Genomic DNA, 18859 nt, shown 5'->3' with positions numbered 1-18859 from the left:
TCTGAAATGGCCGTTGCCAACCCCGTCGGTCCCGTCGACGCGACCAAGGTGCCGCGCTACGCCGGAATCTCGACCTTCGCCCGCCTTCCCGAGCTCGACCGCGTCCCGGACTACGACATCGCCATCGTCGGCGTCCCGTTCGACGGCGGCACGTCGTTCCGGCCGGGAGCGCGCTTCGGCCCGTCGGCGGTGCGCGAGGCGTCCCGCCTGCTGCGGCCCGGCTACCACCCGGAGCTCGACGTGGAGCCGGTCGCCGCCTGCCAGGTCGTGGACGCAGGTGACATCGCGTGCACGCCGTACGACATCACGCGTGCCGTGCGCGAGATCGAGGAGCAGGCGCTGCCGCTGCTCGGCGACGGCAAGAAGCTCGTCTCGATCGGCGGCGACCACACGATCGCCCTCCCGATGCTCCGTGCGCTGGCGAAGGCCCGTGGCCCCGTGGCCCTCCTCCACTTCGACGCGCATCTCGACACGTGGGACACCTACTTCGACCAGCCCGTGACCCACGGCACGATGTTCCGGCGCGCCTTCGAGGAGGGCCTGCTCATCGAGGACAAGTCGATGCACATCGGCATCCGCGGGCCCGTGTACGACCGCGACGACTTCATCCGCGACCACGAGTTCGGGTTCCAGATCGTCCGGTGCTCGGACATCGACGTGATCGGGATCGCCGGCACGATCCAGCGCATCAAGGATCGCCTCGGCGACACCCCCGTGTACGTGTCGATCGACATCGACGTGCTCGACCCGTCCTACGCCCCCGGAACCGGGACTCCGGAGATGGGCGGCATGCACTCCCGCGAACTGCTCGCCGTGCTGCGCGGCCTCGATGGCATCAACATCGTCGGCGCGGACGTCGTCGAGATCGCGCCGTCGTACGACCACGCCAGCGTCACCGCCCTGGCCGGGGCCACGCTCGTCTTCGACCTCCTCGCCCTCATGGCGAACCGCGACGCCATCGAGGCCCGTGCGGCGGCGGATGAGAAGGAAGTCGCGTGGCAGGCGTGACGCGCCTCGGCACCGCGACGCTCGACGCCGACATCGCCGACCTCGATCCCGAGGTCGCCGCGCAGATCGACGCCGAGCTGCGCCGCCAGCGCCACGGGCTGGAGATGATCGCGTCCGAGAACCACACCGCGGTCGCGGTCATGCAGGCGCAGGGCTCGGTGCTCACGAACAAGTACGCCGAGGGATACCCGGGGCGGCGCTACTACGGCGGATGCGAGCACATCGACGTCATCGAGGAGCTCGCCATCACCCGGCTGAAGGCACTGTTCGGGGCGGAGTTCGCGAACGTCCAGCCGCACTCCGGCGCCCAGGCGAACGCCGCCGTGATGCACGCCCTGCTCACTCCCGGCGACACCATCATGGGCCTGAGCCTCGCGCATGGCGGGCACCTGACTCACGGCATGCGGATCAACTTCTCCGGCAAGCTCTACGACGTCGTCCCGTACCAGGTGCGCGAAGGCGACCTCCGTGTCGACATGGAGGAGGTCGAGCGGCTCGCTCTCGAGCACCGGCCGAAGCTGATCGTCGCGGGATGGTCCGCCTACCCGCGTCAGCTCGACTTCGCCGAGTTCCGCCGCATCGCGGACCTCGTCGACGCGCACCTCATGGTGGACATGGCGCACTTCGCGGGACTCGTCGCGGCGGGGCTGCATCCGAGCCCCGTGCCGCACGCGCACGTCACCACGTCGACGACCCACAAGACGCTCGGAGGTCCGCGCGGCGGGGTGATCCTCACGAACGATCCCGACATCGCGAAGAAGATCAACTCCGCGGTGTTCCCCGGTCAGCAGGGCGGCCCGCTCGAGCACGTCATCGCGGGCAAGGCGGTCGCCTTCAAGATCGCCGCGAGCGACGAGTTCCGCGAGCGCCAGGAGCGCGTGCTGGCGGGCGCACGGATCCTCGCCGAGCGCCTGACCCGGCCCGATGTGGCCGCCCACGGGATCACGGTGGTCTCGGGCGGGACGGACGTGCACCTCGTGCTCGTCGACCTACGCGACTGCGTCCTCGACGGTCAGCAGGCCGAGGACCGTCTCGCCTCGATCGACATCACGGTCAACCGCAACGCGGTGCCCTTCGATCCGCGCCCGCCCATGGTGACGTCGGGCCTGCGGATCGGCACGCCCGCCCTTGCGACGCGCGGGTTCGACGAGAACTCGTTCCGGGAGGTCGCGGACATCATCGCCGCGGCGCTGATCGCCGGACCGGATGCGGCTCTCGAGCCGCTGCGCCGCCGGGTCGCCGCCCTTGCGGACGCGCACCCGCTGTATCCCGGCGTCAGGGATCTCGCGGTCGATGGAGCGGACGGGTGACCGTCGCCGCGAGGTTCTGCGCGTCCATCGCCTCGTGGATCTGCAGGGCGAACCACAGCTGCGCGATGGTGGAGGTCTCCGCCATGTCGAGTCCGGTGAGCTCTCCGATCTTGTGCATCCGGTAGACGATCGTCTGCCGGTGCACGAACAGGGCGGCGGCCGTCTTCTGCACCGACCGCTGCGCCTCGAGGAAGGTCTTCAACGTGATGAGCAGGTCCGGCTGATGACCGGCCTCGTACGCGATGACGGGGCCGAGGAGCCGTTCGACGAGAGCGGCTCCTTCCTCGAAGGACGTCAATCCGAGCCAGGACGGCCCCTCCGCGTAGATCAGCAGCGGCTCGGCGACGCTCTCCGCGGTTGCGAGCGCCCACAGTGACTCCTGCAGGGCGCGCTGCAACCCGTTGACATCCGACGGCCGGCTGAGGCCGATGCGGACCCCGGGGTCGACGACGTGCCGCAGCACCTCCTCGGTGCCGACCGCCGGCAGCAGCAGATGGAGTCTGCTCAGACGCCGGACGCCGAGGGAAGCCGCCCCGTGACGCCACAGCGACAGGTGCACATCGGTGAGCTGCCTGTCGTCGGCGCCGGCGAGCGACGCGACGATGAACTCGTCCGCCGGCACGCCGAAGTCGCCGATCCGCCGTTCGAACTCGGCGGCGCCCACGCGGCCGTCCAGCACCTGCGCGAGGATCTCGGCACCGAGACGCCGTTCGCTCTCGCGCGCGAGGGTGATGCGCGACAGCACCAGCCCGACGACGGTCGCGGCGTGCAGGAGCACGACGGCGTCCGGATGCAGCACCGAGCGCGGCAGGACCACGAGCACCGCATCGGCGTGGGTGGGGACGTCCATCATCAGGATGTCGCGGGCGTCGGCGAGCCGGTGCCAGAGGAACTTCTTGCTCGCGTCGACGGGCGCGCTGAGCAGGGGCGCCAGGGCGGCGGAGACATCGGCCGGCAGCGTCGGGTCGTCGGCGTGCCACGGGTGCAGGCACCGCCGGTTCACGACGAACACGGCGGCGTCGAGGTTGCCGCCGATGCCGCGCAGGAGCTCGCGCCATTCGTCGCCCGAGGTGCCGGTCTGCCGCATCAGGTCGTACATGCGCGCGGTCTGCCGCAGCCGCTGGGACTCCTCGAGCATCGACGACTCCGCGACGGAACGGGCGATCGCGATGAACGGCAGCGGGAACGGGATCGACAGCACCGGGAACGCGAGCTCGTCGGACGCGGCCAGGAACTCGGGCTGAAGCTGCGGCGCGTGCATCTTCTCGCCGATGGCGAGCGCACTGGCGCCCGCGACGACGAGCGCCTCGATGAGCGCGACCTGGCCGGGGGCGTCCGCGGGGATCGACATGCCGTTCGTCATCATGAGCTCGCCGCCCGTCACCCACTCCCACAGCCGCGGCAGGTCTGACGTGTGAGCCCACGTGATGGGGTTCTCCAGGCCCGCCGCGCCGGCGATGAGCGTGAGGCCCAGTTGCGGCTCGGCGATGAGCTCGGCGACGGTCATCGTCATGACGCGCGCCTTCGCGGTGAAGTCATGGACTCACGCTAGCCGTAGTTCCCTGCGAGGCATCAGACGGGGTTCTGCTCGGTGCGCGTCGCCGATGCCACGGTGGCGGTCCCGGCTGCGCCGTCGATCGTCACCTCGTCTCCCGTGGAGATCGTCTCGGTCGCCCGGGCGACGCCGACGACCGCGGGGATGCCGTACTCGCGGGCGACGACCGCGCCGTGGCTGTTCGCGCCGCCCATCTCCATGACGAGGCCGCCGGCTGTGAGGAAGAGGGGGGTCCAGCCCGGATCGGTGGACGGAGCGACGAGGATCTCGCCGGGCTGCAGTTCGGCGCCGACCGGATCCAGGATGACGCGGGCGCGCGCCGTGATCGTTCCCGCGGAGGCGGGCGTGCCGCGGAGCGCGCCCTCCGGCCCCGCCGCGGCCGACGACACAGCCTCCGGTTCCGTGCCGTCCGACAGCAGCACGCGCGGCACGTGCCGGCGCTGCAGCTCGCTGTCGTAGCGTGACCGCCGTTCCCGGATGACGGCGCGCAGATCGGCACCCGCGGCGACCTGTTTGGTCTCCTCGAAGCCGAGGAAGAACACGTCCTGAGGATCGGCGAGCAGGCCCGCATCCGCCAGTTCGCGCCCGATCGCGAGCATCGTCTCGCGGGCCCGTCGCAGGGCGATGATGACGAGATACTTCGGCATCTCCCGCATGCCGACGAGCGCCCGCGCGCGCCTCAGGCAGAACCCCACCGCGCGGGCTCGGATCCGGCTGCGCTTGCGCGCGCGGGCGTAGAGCGTCCGCATCATGGTGGTCGCGTCGCGGGCCCCCGCCGCGAAGTGCTCCGCCGGGGTGTCGGCCTCCGCGTCGAGCCGCAGGTAGCCGGACAGGACCCCGAACAGGTGCGCGGGGTCGTCCGCCCAGCGCGGCATCCCGAGGTCGATCTCGGCGACCGCCCGATGGCCGTAGCGATCGAGGAAGTCGGCCATCCGGCTCTGCAGCACGGCCGGCAGGCTCCCGGCGAGGTAGTCGTCCGCCAGGTCGCGCGCCGGCCGGGTCCCGAGCGCGGTCGCCGCGGCGGCATCGGAGCGCGCGGCCACGGCGAGGCGCCACAGGTCGAGGTCCATCTGGGTCGTGATGTTGTCGGGGACGCTGCGCAGCACGGTCTGCAGGTCGCCGGGCCGGGCCGCGTCGCCCAGCAGGCGCCCCGCGAGGCCGAGCATCGCGAAGCCTGCGGCCGCGCCGGGGATGGCCCGCGGCGCGTACGGCATCGCGCGGAAGACGAGGTCGACGACGCCGTCCACACGGTCGGGGATCGTGCCGGACGGGTATTCGAACGCGCGCACCTCGGCCTCGAGCCGACGCACCCGTCGCTGCGCCGCGGCCGGGTCGGCGAGCGCCTGCACGAAGACGAACGGAGCGCGGATGCGGGCCGCGAGATGCAGGAACCCGCGCGCGAAGCGCCGGCGCGATCCCGGGACGACGGCGAAGCGCGGGTCGTCGAGCAGCCCGCGCAGCACGACCGCGGAGCGCGCCTCCATGACATCGAGCGCCCGCGGGAAGATGAAGCGCCCTGCGGCGGAGCGCACGATGGGCGTCGCGTCGACGAACAGGCGATCGCCGCCCACCGCAAGGCCCCCGGGGCCGTCGACGATCCGGTCGGGGCGGCGGCCGATGAGATCCAGGAAGCCCGCGCCGATCACGCGGAACGCCGCGACGCCCATCGGGGTGATCGGCCGGTGCAGGCCCTGCGCGAGACTGATGCAGAAGAACGCGCGGATCTCGTCGGGGGGCTTCGGCGCATCCCGCACCGGCACGGGATACAGCGTCGTGATCGGGCGCGACTGCGTGAGCCACAGGTGCCCGTCGGAGTCGATGGCCCACTCGATGTCCTGCGGGCTGCCGAACGCGCCCTCGACGCGATCGCCGAGGGACGCGAGCGCCCTCACCTGCGGGTCCGTGACGCTCACCGCGTCGCCCCCGCCGCGTCTGCGGTCGAGGATCCGGCCGGTGCCGGTATCGATGACGAAATGGTCCGGGTCCACGGAGCCGGAGACCACGGCCTCGCCGAGCCCGCGGGCGGCGTCGAGCACGGCCTGCCTGCGCCGGCCGGTCACGGGGTCGGCCGTGAACAGCACGCCCGCGGACTCCGCATCGACCATCGACTGCACCACGACGGCCAGCGCGACCCCGGCCCCGTCGATCCCCTGCGCGGCGCGGTAGGCGACGGCGCGATCGGTCCAGAGCGATGCCCAGCACCGCTGCACGGCATCGAGCACGTCGTCGATGCCGGCGATGCCGAGGTAGGTGTCCTGCTGGCCGGCGAAGCTCGCGCCGGGCAGATCCTCCGCGGTGGCGGACGACCGCACGGCGACCGGTCCTTCTCCGAGCCGCGTGTAGGCGGCTCGGAGAACGTCCGCGACTGAATCGGGGAACGGCGCCGCCAGGATCGCGGCGCGCGCCGCGGGCGCGTCGGTCGTCGTCCCGTCCTCCACAGCGGTTCCGCGCACGGCCAGGCGATACGCCTGGGTGGTGATGCAGAACCCCGTGGGGACGTCGAAGCCGGCGCGGATGAGTTCGCCGAGGTTCGCGGCCTTCCCGCCCACAGCGCCGAGGTCGGCGGCCGACAGTGCGGCGAGGTCGAGGATGAGGGGCTCGCCGGGGGTGACGTCTCCGCTGTCCATGCGGCATCCTTCGGGTCATAATTCATCAGTTGAGGAATTACTTGCAGGATGGCACTTCGCGGGGCGGACCGCAAGAGGCGACGAGGGCTCCGGAGGCCATCGCGCCGTCGGACTCCTGACCGTCGGATCCGGCACCCGGCACGCCGTATGCCGGGATCCGGAGAGACAGCACCGGGAGGTGTCGATGAACACTCTGAGCAGCCCGCAGGCTTCTTGTCGGCGGGACCGCGAAGTGGGAAGATCGCGACATGCCGGTGGTGATTATCGGCGCAGGTCAGGCTGGGTTGGCCGTGAGCCGGGGACTTACCGTTCGCGATGTCGCGCACACTGTGCTGGAGCGCGCCCGCGTCGGCCAGGCGTGGCGCGATCGCTGGGACAGCTTCACGCTGGTGACCCCGAACTGGACGTTGGCCCTGCCGGGGAGCCCCTATGCCGGGGGCGACCCGGAGGGCCACGTCCCCCGCGACGAGATCGTCGAATTCCTCGAGCGATATCGGTGGCGATGGGACCTGCCCGTGCGCGAGGGCGTCGCGGTCGAGGGCCTCGCCGCCGGCGAAGAGCATCCCTTCCGCCTGCGGACGTCGGAGGGGACGATGGACGCCGACACGGTCGTCGTGTGCACGGGCGCGTTCCAGCGACCCCTGCGGCCGCCCGCGTGGCGCTTCCCGGACGCGGTGCCGGTGCTCGACGCCCTCGACTACCGCAGTCCCGCGTCCATCGGCGACGGCGCGGTGCTCGTCATCGGCAGCGGCGAGACCGGCTGCCAGATCGCCGACGAGCTGCGTCTCGCAGGCCATGAGGTCTACCTCTCCTGCGGCAGGGCGCCGTGGTATCCGCGCCGGCTGGGCGGGCTGGACATCGTCACCTGGATCAACCGCGTCGGCTTCTACGAGCAGCGCCTCACCGACATCACCGCCGCCATCCGGCTGATCGCCAACCCGCAGTTCACCGGCGCCGACGGCGGACGCGATCTGAACTACCGCACGCTGCATGCGTCCGGAGTGATCCTGCTCGGGCATCTCGACCGCACCGACGGCACCACCGCGTGGTTCGCGGACGATCTCGCGGCATCCGTCGCCTTCGGTGACGCGCGGTGGGCGGATCTGCGCGCGCTGTTCGCCGCCAAGCTCCCCGAGGCCGGCTATCCGATCCCGCCGATGGAGCCGGTGCCCGATCCCTTCGTGCCTGCCGACCCGATCGCCTCCCTGGACCTGTCCGGGTTCGCCGCGGTGATCCTGGCCGCCGGGTTCCGGCCGGACTACTCGTGGATCGACTTCCCGGTCTTCGACGAGATCGGCTACCCGGTCACCTCCGCCGGCGCGGTCGTCGACGTGCCGGGGCTCTACTTCTGCGGGGTGCACTTCATGACCCGCCGGCGGTCGGGATTCCTCTTCGGCGTCGGCGACGACGCTGAGGCGGTGGCGGAGGCGATCACGACGCGCGGATCCGGTTCCGGCTAGAGTCGCGACCGCGCATCGGACCATGTCCGGATCGCCCTGGACCGCTGAGGCGCGCGGGATCAGGATGAGAGCATGACGAACTCCAGCACCGAGCGTCCGATCTCCACCCGGGTCGTGGGGGAGGGCGACGACGCGATCACGTTCGACGTCCACGGCGACCTCGCGGCGGCGACGCCGGAGCGACCGACCCTGTTCCTCTTCGGCGCCCCGATGGACGCGACGGGGTTCCGGACCCTCGCGTCCCACTTCGCCGACCGGCCCGTCGTCACCTACGACCCACGCGGCGCGGGCCGCAACCCGGTCGCGACGTCGGACATCACCGTCGAGCAGCACCGCGACGACCTGCACCACGTCATTGCCGCCCTGGGCGTCGGCGCGGTGGACGCGTTCGGCAGCAGCGGCGGCGGCGTGAACCTGCTCGCCCTCCTCGCCGCGCACCCCGGCGACGTGCGGCGCGCGGTCGCACACGAGCCGGCGACCGCGGCCCTCCTGCCGGATCGCGACCGCGTGCTCGAGGTGGTGGCCGACCTCACGCAGACCTACGCGACGCGGGGCGACGGCGCCGCCCTGGCGAAGTTCATCGCGTTCGTCATGCTGGACGGGCCGGTGCCCGACGGCTACCTGGACCGGCCGGCCCCGGATCCGGCGATGTTCGGCCTGCCGGCCGCCGACGACGGCAGCCGGACGGATCCGCTGTTCCGCAACATGCCCGCGATCCTCGAATACCGCCCGGATGTCGACGCACTGCGCGCCCTGGGCGATCGTCTCACCCTCGCCGCCGGCGTCGAGTCCCGGGAGACGATGCCCGCCCGGGCGGCGCGGGCGATCGCCGCGGCCGTCGGGATCCCTGCGGTCGACTTCCCGAGCAACCACGGCGGATTCACGGAGCAGCCGGGCATGCCGGGCGACCCGGCCGGCTTCGCGGCGCGGCTCCGCGAGGTGCTGGACGCTGCTTAGGCGAACAGCTCGTCGAACGCGTCCAGCCGCACGCGCGCCCGCGGGGTCGCGCTCCCGGACGAGAGCTCGGGGGCGGGGACCGCGGTGCGGACCGGGTCCATCAGGGCGCGCGCGGGCTCGGTGAGGAACCGGCTGGGCTTGGCAGCGACGTGCTTGGCCATGAACGCCGTGGGGTGCGTGGGCAGCCGTGACGGCGCGTACACGTCGAGCGTGTCGCGCGCGCGGGTGAGGGCCACATAGAACAGGCGCTGCTCCTCCGCGAGCCCCGCGGGCGAGGTGAGCGCCATGTCCGACGGCATCGCGCCGTCGGTCGCGCGCATCAGGTGCACGGCATCCCACTCCAGTCCCTTCGCCGAGTGGATCGTCGACAGGGTCAGCCAGTCCTCGTCGAGGTGCGGCTGCTTCGCCCAGTCTCCGGCGACGTTCACCGGATCGATCGCCTGCTCGCTCACGAACGCGCGCAGGTCGCTCTGGTGCGCCGCCGCCTGCGCGATGCCGTCGACCTCGGTCACCCGGCGGTGCCAGTCCGGATAGTGCCCGCGCAGCAGCGGATCCATCGCGCCGCGGCACGCCTCCACCAGCTCGGGGACGGGGGTCGCGGCATCGACGGCGCCCAGCAGCGACAGGGTCGACGCGAGCCCGGTGCGCGCCTTCGCGGGCGCCGCGGCGACGGCGTCGGCCGCGCGATCGGTGCCGCCGTCCGCCAGGATCGCGGCCAGTCCCCGCGCGCTCGCCTTGCCGATCGCGCGGTGCCGCGTGAGCAGGCGGTACCAGGACACCTCGTCGGCCGGGTTCAGCACGACCCGGAAGCTCGCGAGGAGGTCGCGGACGTGCGAGGTCTCCAGATATCCGATGCCGCCGAACTTGTGGAACGGGATCCCGCGCACCTTGAGCTCGACCTCGAGCTGTGCGCTGTGCGATCCGGTGCGCATCAGCACGGCCTGCGCCCGCAGCGGCATCCCGTCGACGTGCGCGGCGAGGATCCGGTCCGCGATCGTGCGCGCCTCGTCGTCGGCGTTGCGGCAGGTCACGAGCGCCGGCCGTGCCCCCTGCTGGGGGCGGTCGGCGACCAGGCGCAGCGCGAGCTCGCCGGGGCGCACCTCGTTCGCGAGGTCGAGGATCGGCTGCGTGGAGCGGAAATTGCGCTCGAGCCGCACGAGGGTGGCGTCGGGGTGGGCCTCGGTCACCTCGAGCAGATGCCCCGCGCTCGCCCCGCGGAAGGCGTAGACGGCCTGCGCGTCGTCGCCGACGACCGTGAGCCCGCGACCGTCGGGCCGGAGCCCGCGCACGATGTCGACCTGCAGCCGGTTGACGTCCTGATACTCGTCCACGAGCACCCAGTCCCAGCGCGCCCGCAGCCGCGCCCCGACGTCCGGATCCGCGACCAGTGCCCGCCACGCGATGAGCAGGTCGTCCAGATCGAGCAGCCCCCGCTCCTGCTTGCGGGCGCGGTAGTCCCGCAGCAGGCCCGTGATCGCGTCGGCCTGCTCCAGCGCCCAGGGGAACTGCTCCTCGATCACGGTGCGGACGGGGGTGGCGGTGTTGATGACGCGGGATGCGATGTCGGCGATCGTGCGGGTCGTGGGCAGGCGCACGGCGGTGCCGTCGAGCCCGTGCTCCGCGCGCAGCAGGTCGAGCAGGTCGACGACGTCGTCGGGATCGATCACCGTCACGTCCTCGAGCCCCAGGTGCTGCGCGTGCTCGGCCATGATCCGGTGCGCGACCGCGTGGAACGTGCCGCCCGCGATGCGCTGCGCCGCCTGCGCGTCGCCGCACAGCGCCGCCGCGCGGGAGAGCATCGCGGATGCCGCGCGCCGGGTGAACGTCAGCAGCAGGATCCGCTCCGGCGCGACCCCGGACGCGAGCAGCCGCGCGACCCGCGCGGTGAGCACCCGGGTCTTGCCCGTGCCCGCCCCCGCGGCGATGACCAGGGGCCCGTCGCCGTGCTCGACGGCCTGAACCTGTGCCGGATCCAGCTCGGCGAGCGCATCGCTTTCTGTCATGCCCTCGACGCTAGGCGGGGCCACCGACGTCGCCCCGGCTCCGGTGGGCCGGGGTCAGGACGCCTGCGGCAGGATCCGCAGCGCGACGAGCAGCTGCGTGAGCACGCCGCGGCGGCGTGCGGGGATGTAGAAGTCCGGGTCGACGTCGATGCGCACGGAGATCGCCGGGCGGGGTTCAAGGGTGGTGTCGGGCATCATCGCCTCATCTCTGAATCGTCAGGATCCCAGTAATTCCGAATTACGGAATTGGATTCTTGAATAGTGAAATCGTAGGCCCGGAGGGTCGACAGGTCAAGAGTCTTCCGCCGGATTCCCCGACCGGTCACCGCTCGGCGGCGAGATCGGATGGGGTTCGAGGAGCCGCCGCGCAGGCACGGAGGGAGCGGTGATCGAGAAACCAAGCATTTGGTTGGTATGCTCGGATGGTCGAGGGAGGATCCGCATGCAGATCGTTTCGCAGGAGCAGATCGGCGACCGCGCGGTCGTACGGCTGAACAAGCCGTCCCGTCTGAACGCCCTGTCCACCGAGGACCTCGCCGCGCTGGCCGACGCGATCCGCTCCGCGGATGCCGCCGCGCCGTCCGTCATCGTGCTCGAAGGCGAGGGGCGGGCGTTCTGCACCGGCGCAGACCTCTCCGGCACCGTCGACGCCGAGACCGTCGTGGTCGCCGCCCGCGTCGTCCGCGCCATCGCCGAGGCGCGCGCCGTGACGATCGCGCGGGTGCAGGGTCCGGCCGCCGGCGTCGGCGCCTCGATCGCGCTCGCCTGCGACCTCGTGGTCGCCTCCGAGGCCGCGTTCTTCCTCATGCCCTTCCTGCCGATCGGGCTCGTCCCCGACGGCGGCGCGACCCGCACTCTCGTCGAACTGGTCGGGCGCGTCAGGGCGACGCGGATGGTCCTGGGCGGCGAGAGGATCCCGGCGGCGCAGGCCGCCGACTGGGGGCTCATCGCCGAGGCGGTGCCGGAGCACGCGCTCGACGAGCGGGTCGGGTTCTACGCGGACCGGATCCTGGACGCCCCGCAGAGTGCGGCGTACGCGTCGAAGCGCCTGCTGCGGGACGCGGCCGAGGGGACCCTCGAGCGGTCGCTGGACGCCGAGCTGGCGGTGCAGGGCGCTCTGCTCGACTCGCCGGAGTACGCCCTCGCTCGGGAGGCCTTTCTCGCCAAGCGTTCCCTCACCTTCCGGCGCCCGGACTGACGCCGATCCGCGCGGGGCGCGGGGTCAGTCGAGGTCTCCGCCCGAGGTCAGCCCCGTGCCCGGCAGATAGCCGAAGCCCGTGCGGAGGGTCCGCGAGTACGCCGTGGTGACCCGCTGAGCCAGCAGCCAGGCGCCGTCGACGCGGTGGTAGGACGCGTCGTAGAAGCCGACGAGATGCAGGACCGGGCTGCCGGGATCCTCCGTCCACTCGCCGTGGTACTCGAGGTGGATCCGCCCGACGGCGGTATCCCCGTCGATCGTCAGCTGCGGCAGGTGGAACAGGTGGATCCCGCGGAACGGCGCCGAGGTGCAGTAGTCGCGGAGCGCGTCCGTGCCCTGCACGAACGTCGCCGGCGGCTGCCCGTCGACGCTGCGCGACCGGTAGATCCCGTCCGCGGTGAACAGCGCCGCCCAGGAGTCGCCGTCGTGGTCGTCGAAGGATCGCGCGTAGCGCCCCTCGAGCTCGAGGATCTCCAGCCGGTCCTCCGCGGCGCGCAGCCGCATCTCGATGTCGTTCACGAGAGCTCCTTCTCGAGGCGGTCGAACGCGACGCGGTCGAATCTGCGGTCGGCGCTGCGAGGCAGGGCGATCGCGATCAGCGCCCCGACGGCGCACAGCCCGGCGACCCCGAGCAGCGCCCCGGAGAGACCGGTCGCGGAGACGAAGTCGGGGTGCCCTGCGGCGCCGAATGCGAGGATGAGCACCGCGAGTCCTGCGCTGGCCACGGCCCCGCCCACCGAGCGCACCAGCGCGTTCACCGCGACGGCGGAGGTCGCGGCGGCCGCCGGCACGGCGTCCATGATCAGCACGGGCATCGCGGCGAAGGACAGCGCGGTGCCGGTCCCGACGAACAGGGTCCCCAGCAGCACGGTGATCGCGCTCTGGTGCGCGAAGAAGCGGAAGACGAAAGCCGCGCACATCACCGCCGCGCCGAGCGCCAGCGTGGTGCGCGGGCCGAGGCGGGTGAGCAGCCGCGCGCCGAACGGCGCGACGACGATCATGACGGCGGCCCCCGGCAGCAGCATGAGGCCGGCGCCGAGGGTGGGGATGCCCAGCCCTGCGCCCGTCTCCACCGGCGCGCGCGCCTCCTGCATCGTCAGCAGGTGGTTGGCGTACATCCCGAACGACCGCAGCAGCGACGCGAGGTTGATCTGCAGGACCCGGGGTCGCATCGCCAGGCGGAGGTCGATCGCGGGGCTCGTGCTGCGCAGCTCCCAGGGGATCCAGGCGGCGGTCGCGAGGGCGGAGGCCGCGATGAGCGCCGCGATCGCCCACGGCGCGTCCTGCCCCCAGGTCAGCCACTTCGAGACGACGACGAGCGCCGTCGCGAGGGCAGCCGCGAACAGCACGGTCCCCACGGCGTCGAAGCGACCAGGCGACCGCTGCGCCGAGGCGGGCACGAAGACCAGGACCAGCCCGAGGAAGAGGGCGGCGGCGACCGCCGAGAATCCGAACAGCAGCGGCAGGCCGCCGAGGGTCGCCAGAACACCGGACAGGGGGAGCCCGAGCGCCGAGCCGATGCCGATCGTCCCGCTCATGAGCGCGGCGCCGAGGTTCGCCCGTTCCCGGTTCGTCGTCTCGCGGATGAGGCTGATGCCGATCGGCACGATCGCCGTGGCGGTGCCCTGCAGGCCCCGCCCGACGAGCACGGCGGGGAACACGTTCCAGATCGCGGCGAGGGCCGATCCCGCCGCGAGCAGGACGAGTGAGACGAGCAGCATCCGCCGCCGGCCGTGCACGTCGGCCAGGCGGCCGAACACCGGTGTGACGACCGTGCCGGTGAGCAGCGCGATCGTCACGAGCCACGAGGCATCGTCGGGGCCGACGCGCAGAGCGGCGGGGATGTCGGGGAGCACGGGGACGATCAGGGTGAACTGCAGTGACGAGAGCATCCCCGCGAATGCCAGCACCGCGATGCTCATCCCGCCGCCGTGCGCTCGCGTCATCACGTTCCTGTCGTCGTCGCGCCGTCGCCTCGACCTAGCAAGCAAGCGCTTATTTGGTAGCTTAGACGGCGATTGGCAAGAAACCAAGCAATTGCTAGGGTCGGGTGCATGAGCGACGAAGCCGTCATCCGTTCCCTCAGTACCGTGCAGCAGACGGCCTGGGACCGCGGGGAGCACTCCGCGCCCGAGGAGGTCGCCGCGGACGTCTGGGCGTTCGCCGTGCCGATCCCTGGCGGGATGCTGCCCAGCACGCTGGGCTACGCGCTGCTCTCGGCCGACGGCGGCGTGCACCTGATCGATCCGGGCTGGCCCGGTGACGACGCGTTCGACGCGGTGTCGGCCGCGCTCGCGACGATCGGCCGCCGCATGGCGGACGTGCGCACCGTGATCGCCACCCACTTCCACCCGGACCACCTCGGTCTGTGCGGTCGGATCCGGAACGAGACCGGTGCCGCGGTGATGTTCTCCGCGGACGAGCGGCTCGTGCTCGCGCAGGAGACCGCGGGGGAGCGACGCGACCGTGCGAGCTACGATCTGCGGCTCGAGGCCTGGGGGGTGCCGGAGGACCGCCGCGACGACCTGCGTGCGGAATTCGACCGCCCCGCGCTCGTCGCGGATCTGGATCCGGATCGGCTGCTCCGCGACGGCGACGCGGTGGACCTTCCGGGCCACGCACTGCGGGTCGTGACCACGCCCGGTCACACCGGCGGGCACGTCTGCCTCGTCGACGAGCACCGTGGCCTGATCTACGTCGGCGACCACGTGCTGCCGCGGATCTACTCCGGCGTGGGCATCGGCACGCTCCGTCCGGAGCAGGCGCTGGCCGAGCTCATCGACTCCCTCGACCGGCTCGCACCCTACGACGACCTGCAGGTGCTGCCGGGGCACGAGTTCCGCTACCGCGGCCTGGGGGTGCGTCGTGCCGAGATCGTGCGGCACCACCTGCGGCGCACCCGGGAGGTCGCCGCGCTGCTGCCGGAGCTCGGCGACGCGCCGATCTGGGAGTACGCCCGCCGGATGACCTGGACCGGAGGGTGGGCTCAGCTGCGCGGGTTCTCCCTGCATTCCGCGCTGCGCCAGACGGCGATGCATCTCGAACTGGTGCGCACGGGGCGAGCCGAGGGGCTGTTCGCCCGGGAGGGCTGAACGGATCCCGCCCTTGACGAGCAACCGAGCAAGCGCTTGTATGGGAGCATGTTCGCAGAGCTGGCGTTCTTCTCCTTCGTGGAACTGACGGATCCGACGCAGCATGGCGCCTACAACCGCTGGCATCTGTTCGACCACAGGCCGGAGAACCTGGCCCTGCCCGGCGTCGCGTGGGGCGAGCGGTGGGCCGTGATCGACGACGCGGCCGCGGGGAATGCCGCGGATCCCGGGTTCGCGGGCACCGACTACGTCGCCATGTACTGGTTCCGCTCCCCGGTGGACGCATCCGTCGCCGCGTGGGACGCGCTCGGCGAGGCGTCCTTCCAGTGGGGCCGCGGTCCGATCATCCCGGGGGTGCGCCGGCCTCTGCTCGCCTTCTTCCGCCCTGTCAAGGGATACGCCGCGCCGTCCGCGCTGGTGGCCCCGGACGTCCTGCCGTTCCGTCCGAACAGGGGTGTGCGGGTCGTCGTGACGCGGTTCGACGACCCGCACACCCCCGAGGTGCACGCCGCGCATGAGTACGAGGATCGGACGCTGATCCCCGGCATCCTCGACGTCGAGGGCGTCGCCGGGGTGTGGACGTTCTCGTACAGCCACCCCCAGCGACACTCCTCGCTGCCGTTCGAGGAGTCCCCCGAACGCGGCCCCGGCAGCATGCGCGTGAGACTCGTGTACCTCGACGGCGACCCCGGGGAGGCCTCCCGGCGCCTGCTCGAGGTCGAAGCCTCCGCACCCGCCGTCGGGGAGCGTCTGCTCGCGACGACGGCCGCGGCGATCGACCCGTTCGCCTACCCCGGTCTGTGAGCGTCCGCCTGCGGGCGGAATCGGGACAGCGGGGTCTCGCCGGCCGCGCCCAGGCGCTCGATCAGCGCCGCGTGCGGGCCCAGCGCGCTGCCGAAGCGCACGTCCCACGATTCGAACGAGGCGTCGCCGAGACGTCGCATCGCGTGGTGCGGCCAGTTCGGGTCGTCGAGGACCGTGCGCCCGAGCAGGATCAGGTCGGCATCGCCGGATGCGACGAGCAGGCGTGCCTGTTCGGGCTCGACGACGAGTCCGACCGTCGCGACGGGCACGTCGACGGATTCGCGGATGCGGCGGGAGAAGTCCGCGTGGAAGGCGAAGCCGCGGCGGACGCGCGTCTCGATCGATCGATCGGTCGAGACGCCGCCGGAGGACACGTCGATGAGATCGACGCCGGCATCCTGCAGGCGCCGCGCGAAGACGGCGGTCTCCTCGACGGTGAGGCCGCCGGCGACGCCGTCCACGGCGGAGAGGCGGTAGGCGAGCGCCGCGTTCGTGCCGACCGCCTCGCGCACGGCCGCGACGACCTCGAGCGGATAGCGCATCCGCCGTTCCGCATCGCCGCCGTAGGCGTCCGTCCGCGCGTTCGCGACGGGTGACAGGAACTCGTGCAGGAGGTAGCCGTGCGCCCCGTGCAGCTCGACGATGCGGAACCCGGCGGAGACGGCGCGCTCCGCGGCCTCGACCCAGCGGGCGATGCTGCGGCGGATCCCGGACTCGTCGAGGGCGTCGGGCGTGGGCCATCCGGGCCCGGCAGGCAGGGCGGACGGCCCCTCGACCGTCCAGGGCGCGTACCCCGCGGCGGCATCCGTGTCGTCCAGCGGAGCGCCCGCGCGCCACGGCTCGCGGACGGAGGCGCGCCGGCCGGCGTGACCGAGCTGGATTCCGGGGATCGAGCCGTGCGTCGACAGGAAGTCGGCGATGCGTCGCAGCCCCGGGACGTGATCGTCGCTCCAGATGCCGAGGTCGTGGTGCGAGATGCGCCCCTGCGGCTCCACGGCCGTGGCTTCGACCATCGTGAGGGCCGCGCCGCCCAGGGCGAGCCGACCGAGATGCACGAGATGGAAGTCGGTCGCGAACCCCTCGGCCGCCGCGTACGTGCACATCGGCGAGACCGCCAGACGATGCGGCAGCTCGATCGGGCCGACCACGAGGGGCGCGCGCAGGACGTCGGTGTTCTCCATCGGCCGGATCCGTTCAGCTTCGCGTGATCGTGCGGCGTGCGAGGCGCCAGCCGTCGGGGCCGCGCGTGAACGCGTCGTCGTACACGCCCATCGTCGCCAGCCGCGGCGTCGCGTGGGTGTCGAGGTAGTAGCGGTAGTACGCGCGGGATGAGGCCCGATCGCCGTCCACGGCGATGGCGATCGTCGAGACGTCGTGCCTCGTACGGCTTCCGGGGCCCTGCATCCCCTGCCGCCGCCGTTCGCGGACTCCGGCCTCGAGATCCGCGCGACCGCGTCTCGTCTGCACCTCGAGCCCGATCCCGCTCGCGTCGGCGAGCTCCCACTCCGCGTCCGTCGTGAAGCAGTCGAGGTAGGCGCCGACGGAGCCGTCGTCCGCCAGCTGTGCGATGCGTGCGATGAGCATGGCGATCTCGACGCGGTCGTCCACGCTCATGCGCCGGCCTGTCGCCAGGTGTCGAGCCGAGCACGCAGCTCCGCCGGGAGCGGCACCGGGCGCTGATCGGCCGACACCGTGACCACGGTGTTCGACGCGCGCGCGACCTGCACCTCGTCCCCGAGTCGGCGCATGTCGAAATCGAAGCGGAACGATGTCGTGCCGACCTCCCCGAGCCTCAGGTCGATGCGGAACTCCTCGAGCAGCCGTGCCGCGGCGACGTACTCGCAGCGCGTCGCGCGGGAGACCGTCCACCAGCCGAACCGGTCGAGCAGAGTGTCCTGCCGCAGGTCCTGAAGGTAGAGGAACTCGGTCTGCAGCGCCTCCATCTTCGGAAACCACGCTGCGTAGTAGAGGATGCCGGCAGGATCGGTGTCGGCGTAGCTGAGGCGGTGTCGCGCGCTGTGCAGGACGGGACCGGCGCCGGTCACTGCGTCACCGTCCAGCCGCCGTCGACCGGGAGGAAGACGCCGTTCACGTAGCCGGCGAGGGGCGACAGCAGGAAGAGCGTGGCGAACGCGATGTCGTCGGGAGAGGCCATCCGGCGCAGCGGGATCCGCCCGAGCACGCGCTCTCCCATCGGGCTCGCGGCGAAGCCGGCCAGTCGGGGCGTGTCGGTCATGCCCGGTGCCACGCCGTTGCTGCGGAACTCGGCGGCGCGATGGGCGGCGAGGTGGCGGACATAGCCCATCAGCCCGGCCTTGGCCGCCGAGTACCAGTCGCTGTCCGTGCCGACGAGGTTTCCCGCGACCGAGGTCGTCACCACCATGGCGGCCCCCTCGCCCGGCCCGCGCTCGGCCCAGGCGGCGGTCATGCGGCGGACGCTGCCGACGCACAGCTCGAGGGCGCGTTCGAAGCTCAGGCTCGCGCTCGACGGCGGTCCGGCGTTGTTGTGCAGCAGGCCGATCGGGCCGAGCGCGGCGATGGCGTCGTCCAGGCCGTCGGCGACGACGGCGGGATCCGTGACATCGCCCACCCACGGCCGGGCGAGGCCGCCGCCCTCGGTGATCAGGCGCACCGTCTCGGCGAGCCCGTCGGGGGCGATGTCCCAGGCGCTGACCCGGAGTCCCTGCTGCGCGGCGCGCAGGGCGGTCGCGCGCCCGATCCCGCTGCCGGCCCCCGTCACGAGGATCGTGCCGCCGGGGCGGAATCCGAAGCGTGCATCGTCCATGATGCTCCAATCAACCAAGCATTTGCTTTGTCCGATGGTAGCCGGATCCGCCCGCGTCCG

At 72.3% G+C, this 18859-nt stretch carries 17 protein-coding genes; 7 read left to right on the top strand and 10 right to left on the bottom strand.

What is annotated here, in order from left to right; genetic code table 11:
• Window positions 1-6 precede the first annotated feature (6 nt).
• Both speB and glyA read left to right on the top strand, forming a co-directional pair.
• Window positions 7-1008: an agmatinase gene (speB, locus tag RBR11_RS07140; protein ID WP_308488629.1), complete on the top strand. Its 1002-nt coding sequence runs from the start codon at window positions 7-9 to the stop codon at window positions 1006-1008.
• Window positions 996-2318: a serine hydroxymethyltransferase gene (gene glyA, locus RBR11_RS07135; RefSeq protein WP_308488628.1), complete on the top strand. Its 1323-nt coding sequence runs from the start codon at window positions 996-998 to the stop codon at window positions 2316-2318. The genes speB and glyA overlap by 13 nt, the downstream gene beginning before the upstream one ends.
• On the opposite strand, the gene RBR11_RS07130 is transcribed toward glyA, so the two are convergent.
• The gene (locus RBR11_RS07130; RefSeq protein ID WP_308488627.1) at window positions 2284-3831 is read right to left on the bottom strand and encodes a PucR family transcriptional regulator; all 1548 of its coding nucleotides are present in this window, start codon (window positions 3829-3831) and stop codon (window positions 2284-2286) included. The two genes, glyA and RBR11_RS07130, sit on opposite strands and share 35 nt — an antisense overlap.
• A gap of 59 nt (window positions 3832-3890) precedes the next feature.
• Complete coding sequence (locus RBR11_RS07125) at window positions 3891-6500, bottom strand: PEP/pyruvate-binding domain-containing protein (protein ID WP_308488626.1); 2610 nt, start codon at window positions 6498-6500, stop codon at window positions 3891-3893.
• A gap of 248 nt (window positions 6501-6748) precedes the next feature.
• Here RBR11_RS07125 and RBR11_RS07120 point away from each other — a divergent pair, with 248 nt between their 5' ends.
• Together RBR11_RS07120 and RBR11_RS07115 are read left to right on the top strand one after the other, a co-directional pair.
• Window positions 6749-7960, top strand: coding sequence for an NAD(P)-binding domain-containing protein (locus tag RBR11_RS07120; RefSeq protein ID WP_308488625.1), 1212 nt, complete (start codon window positions 6749-6751; stop codon window positions 7958-7960).
• 72 nt (window positions 7961-8032) lie between these two features.
• Window positions 8033-8917 carry an alpha/beta fold hydrolase gene (locus RBR11_RS07115; protein ID WP_308488624.1) on the top strand — a complete coding sequence of 295 codons (885 nt, stop codon included), beginning with the start codon at window positions 8033-8035 and terminating at the stop codon, window positions 8915-8917.
• On the opposite strand, the gene RBR11_RS07110 is transcribed toward RBR11_RS07115, so the two are convergent.
• Both RBR11_RS07110 and RBR11_RS07105 read right to left on the bottom strand, forming a co-directional pair.
• Window positions 8914-10920: an ATP-dependent helicase gene (locus tag RBR11_RS07110; protein WP_308488623.1), complete on the bottom strand. Its 2007-nt coding sequence runs from the start codon at window positions 10918-10920 to the stop codon at window positions 8914-8916. The two genes, RBR11_RS07115 and RBR11_RS07110, sit on opposite strands and share 4 nt — an antisense overlap.
• A 54-nt stretch (window positions 10921-10974) precedes the next feature.
• Complete coding sequence (locus RBR11_RS07105; protein WP_308488622.1) at window positions 10975-11115, bottom strand: hypothetical protein; 141 nt, start codon at window positions 11113-11115, stop codon at window positions 10975-10977.
• 247 nt (window positions 11116-11362) lie between these two features.
• On the opposite strand from RBR11_RS07105, the gene RBR11_RS07100 reads away from it, so the two are divergent.
• Entirely contained in the window at window positions 11363-12118 is a 756-nt protein-coding gene (locus RBR11_RS07100) for an enoyl-CoA hydratase/isomerase family protein (RefSeq protein WP_308488621.1), read from the top strand.
• 24 nt (window positions 12119-12142) lie between these two features.
• On the opposite strand, the gene RBR11_RS07095 is transcribed toward RBR11_RS07100, so the two are convergent.
• Together RBR11_RS07095 and RBR11_RS07090 are read right to left on the bottom strand one after the other, a co-directional pair.
• Window positions 12143-12637 (bottom strand): nuclear transport factor 2 family protein, encoded by a 495-nt coding sequence (locus RBR11_RS07095; protein WP_308488620.1) that lies wholly within the window; start codon window positions 12635-12637, stop codon window positions 12143-12145.
• On the bottom strand, window positions 12634-14064 hold the full coding sequence (locus RBR11_RS07090) for an MFS transporter (RefSeq protein ID WP_308488619.1): 1431 nt from the start codon (window positions 14062-14064) through the stop codon (window positions 12634-12636). Before RBR11_RS07090 ends, RBR11_RS07095 begins: the two co-directional genes overlap by 4 nt.
• A 108-nt stretch (window positions 14065-14172) precedes the next feature.
• On the opposite strand from RBR11_RS07090, the gene RBR11_RS07085 reads away from it, so the two are divergent.
• Window positions 14173-15210 carry an MBL fold metallo-hydrolase gene (locus RBR11_RS07085; RefSeq protein ID WP_308488618.1) on the top strand — a complete coding sequence of 346 codons (1038 nt, stop codon included), beginning with the start codon at window positions 14173-14175 and terminating at the stop codon, window positions 15208-15210.
• 48 nt (window positions 15211-15258) lie between these two features.
• Window positions 15259-16014, top strand: a complete 756-nt coding sequence (locus RBR11_RS07080; protein WP_308488617.1) for a hypothetical protein — start codon at window positions 15259-15261, stop codon at window positions 16012-16014.
• Here the strand turns inward: RBR11_RS07080 and RBR11_RS07075 are convergent.
• From RBR11_RS07075 to RBR11_RS07060, 4 genes are read right to left on the bottom strand one after another with little or no spacing between them, the layout of a single operon-like run.
• On the bottom strand, window positions 15999-17195 hold the full coding sequence (locus RBR11_RS07075) for an NADH:flavin oxidoreductase/NADH oxidase (protein ID WP_308488616.1): 1197 nt from the start codon (window positions 17193-17195) through the stop codon (window positions 15999-16001). The genes RBR11_RS07080 and RBR11_RS07075 overlap by 16 nt on opposite strands.
• A gap of 13 nt (window positions 17196-17208) precedes the next feature.
• Window positions 17209-17628, bottom strand: a complete 420-nt coding sequence (locus tag RBR11_RS07070) for a nuclear transport factor 2 family protein (RefSeq protein WP_308488615.1) — start codon at window positions 17626-17628, stop codon at window positions 17209-17211.
• Window positions 17625-18059, bottom strand: a complete 435-nt coding sequence (locus RBR11_RS07065; protein ID WP_308488614.1) for an acyl-CoA thioesterase — start codon at window positions 18057-18059, stop codon at window positions 17625-17627. The genes RBR11_RS07070 and RBR11_RS07065 overlap by 4 nt, the downstream gene beginning before the upstream one ends.
• A complete protein-coding gene (locus tag RBR11_RS07060; protein ID WP_308488613.1) occupies window positions 18056-18799 on the bottom strand; it encodes an SDR family NAD(P)-dependent oxidoreductase in 744 nt (247 codons plus the stop codon). Before RBR11_RS07060 ends, RBR11_RS07065 begins: the two co-directional genes overlap by 4 nt.
• Window positions 18800-18859: the final 60 nt, after the last annotated feature.

The organism is Microbacterium capsulatum (assembly GCF_030865425.1).
Lineage (GTDB): Bacteria > Actinomycetota > Actinomycetes > Actinomycetales > Microbacteriaceae > Microbacterium > Microbacterium capsulatum.
Note: the sequence above shows the minus strand (reverse complement) of the source record. Positions and strands in the feature narration are given on the sequence as shown.

Bases quoted from the DNA above. Each gene is read 5' to 3' on its own strand.
- RBR11_RS07090 (WP_308488619.1), bottom strand. From the start codon at position 14,064: ATGACGCGAGCGCACGGCGGCGGGATGAGCATCGCGGTGCTGGCATTC.
- RBR11_RS07120 (WP_308488625.1), top strand. From the start codon at position 6,749: ATGCCGGTGGTGATTATCGGCGCAGGTCAGGCTGGGTTGGCCGTGAGC.
- RBR11_RS07060 (WP_308488613.1), bottom strand. From the start codon at position 18,799: ATGGACGATGCACGCTTCGGATTCCGCCCCGGCGGCACGATCCTCGTG.
- speB (WP_308488629.1), top strand. From the start codon at position 7: ATGGCCGTTGCCAACCCCGTCGGTCCCGTCGACGCGACCAAGGTGCCG.
- RBR11_RS07125 (WP_308488626.1), bottom strand. From the start codon at position 6,500: ATGGACAGCGGAGACGTCACCCCCGGCGAGCCCCTCATCCTCGACCTC.
- RBR11_RS07100 (WP_308488621.1), top strand. From the start codon at position 11,363: ATGCAGATCGTTTCGCAGGAGCAGATCGGCGACCGCGCGGTCGTACGG.
- RBR11_RS07080 (WP_308488617.1), top strand. From the start codon at position 15,259: ATGTTCGCAGAGCTGGCGTTCTTCTCCTTCGTGGAACTGACGGATCCG.
- RBR11_RS07070 (WP_308488615.1), bottom strand. From the start codon at position 17,628: ATGAGCGTGGACGACCGCGTCGAGATCGCCATGCTCATCGCACGCATC.
- RBR11_RS07130 (WP_308488627.1), bottom strand. From the start codon at position 3,831: ATGACGATGACCGTCGCCGAGCTCATCGCCGAGCCGCAACTGGGCCTC.
- RBR11_RS07085 (WP_308488618.1), top strand. From the start codon at position 14,173: ATGAGCGACGAAGCCGTCATCCGTTCCCTCAGTACCGTGCAGCAGACG.
- RBR11_RS07105 (WP_308488622.1), bottom strand. From the start codon at position 11,115: ATGCCCGACACCACCCTTGAACCCCGCCCGGCGATCTCCGTGCGCATC.
- RBR11_RS07115 (WP_308488624.1), top strand. From the start codon at position 8,033: ATGACGAACTCCAGCACCGAGCGTCCGATCTCCACCCGGGTCGTGGGG.
- RBR11_RS07110 (WP_308488623.1), bottom strand. From the start codon at position 10,920: ATGACAGAAAGCGATGCGCTCGCCGAGCTGGATCCGGCACAGGTTCAG.
- RBR11_RS07075 (WP_308488616.1), bottom strand. From the start codon at position 17,195: ATGGAGAACACCGACGTCCTGCGCGCGCCCCTCGTGGTCGGCCCGATC.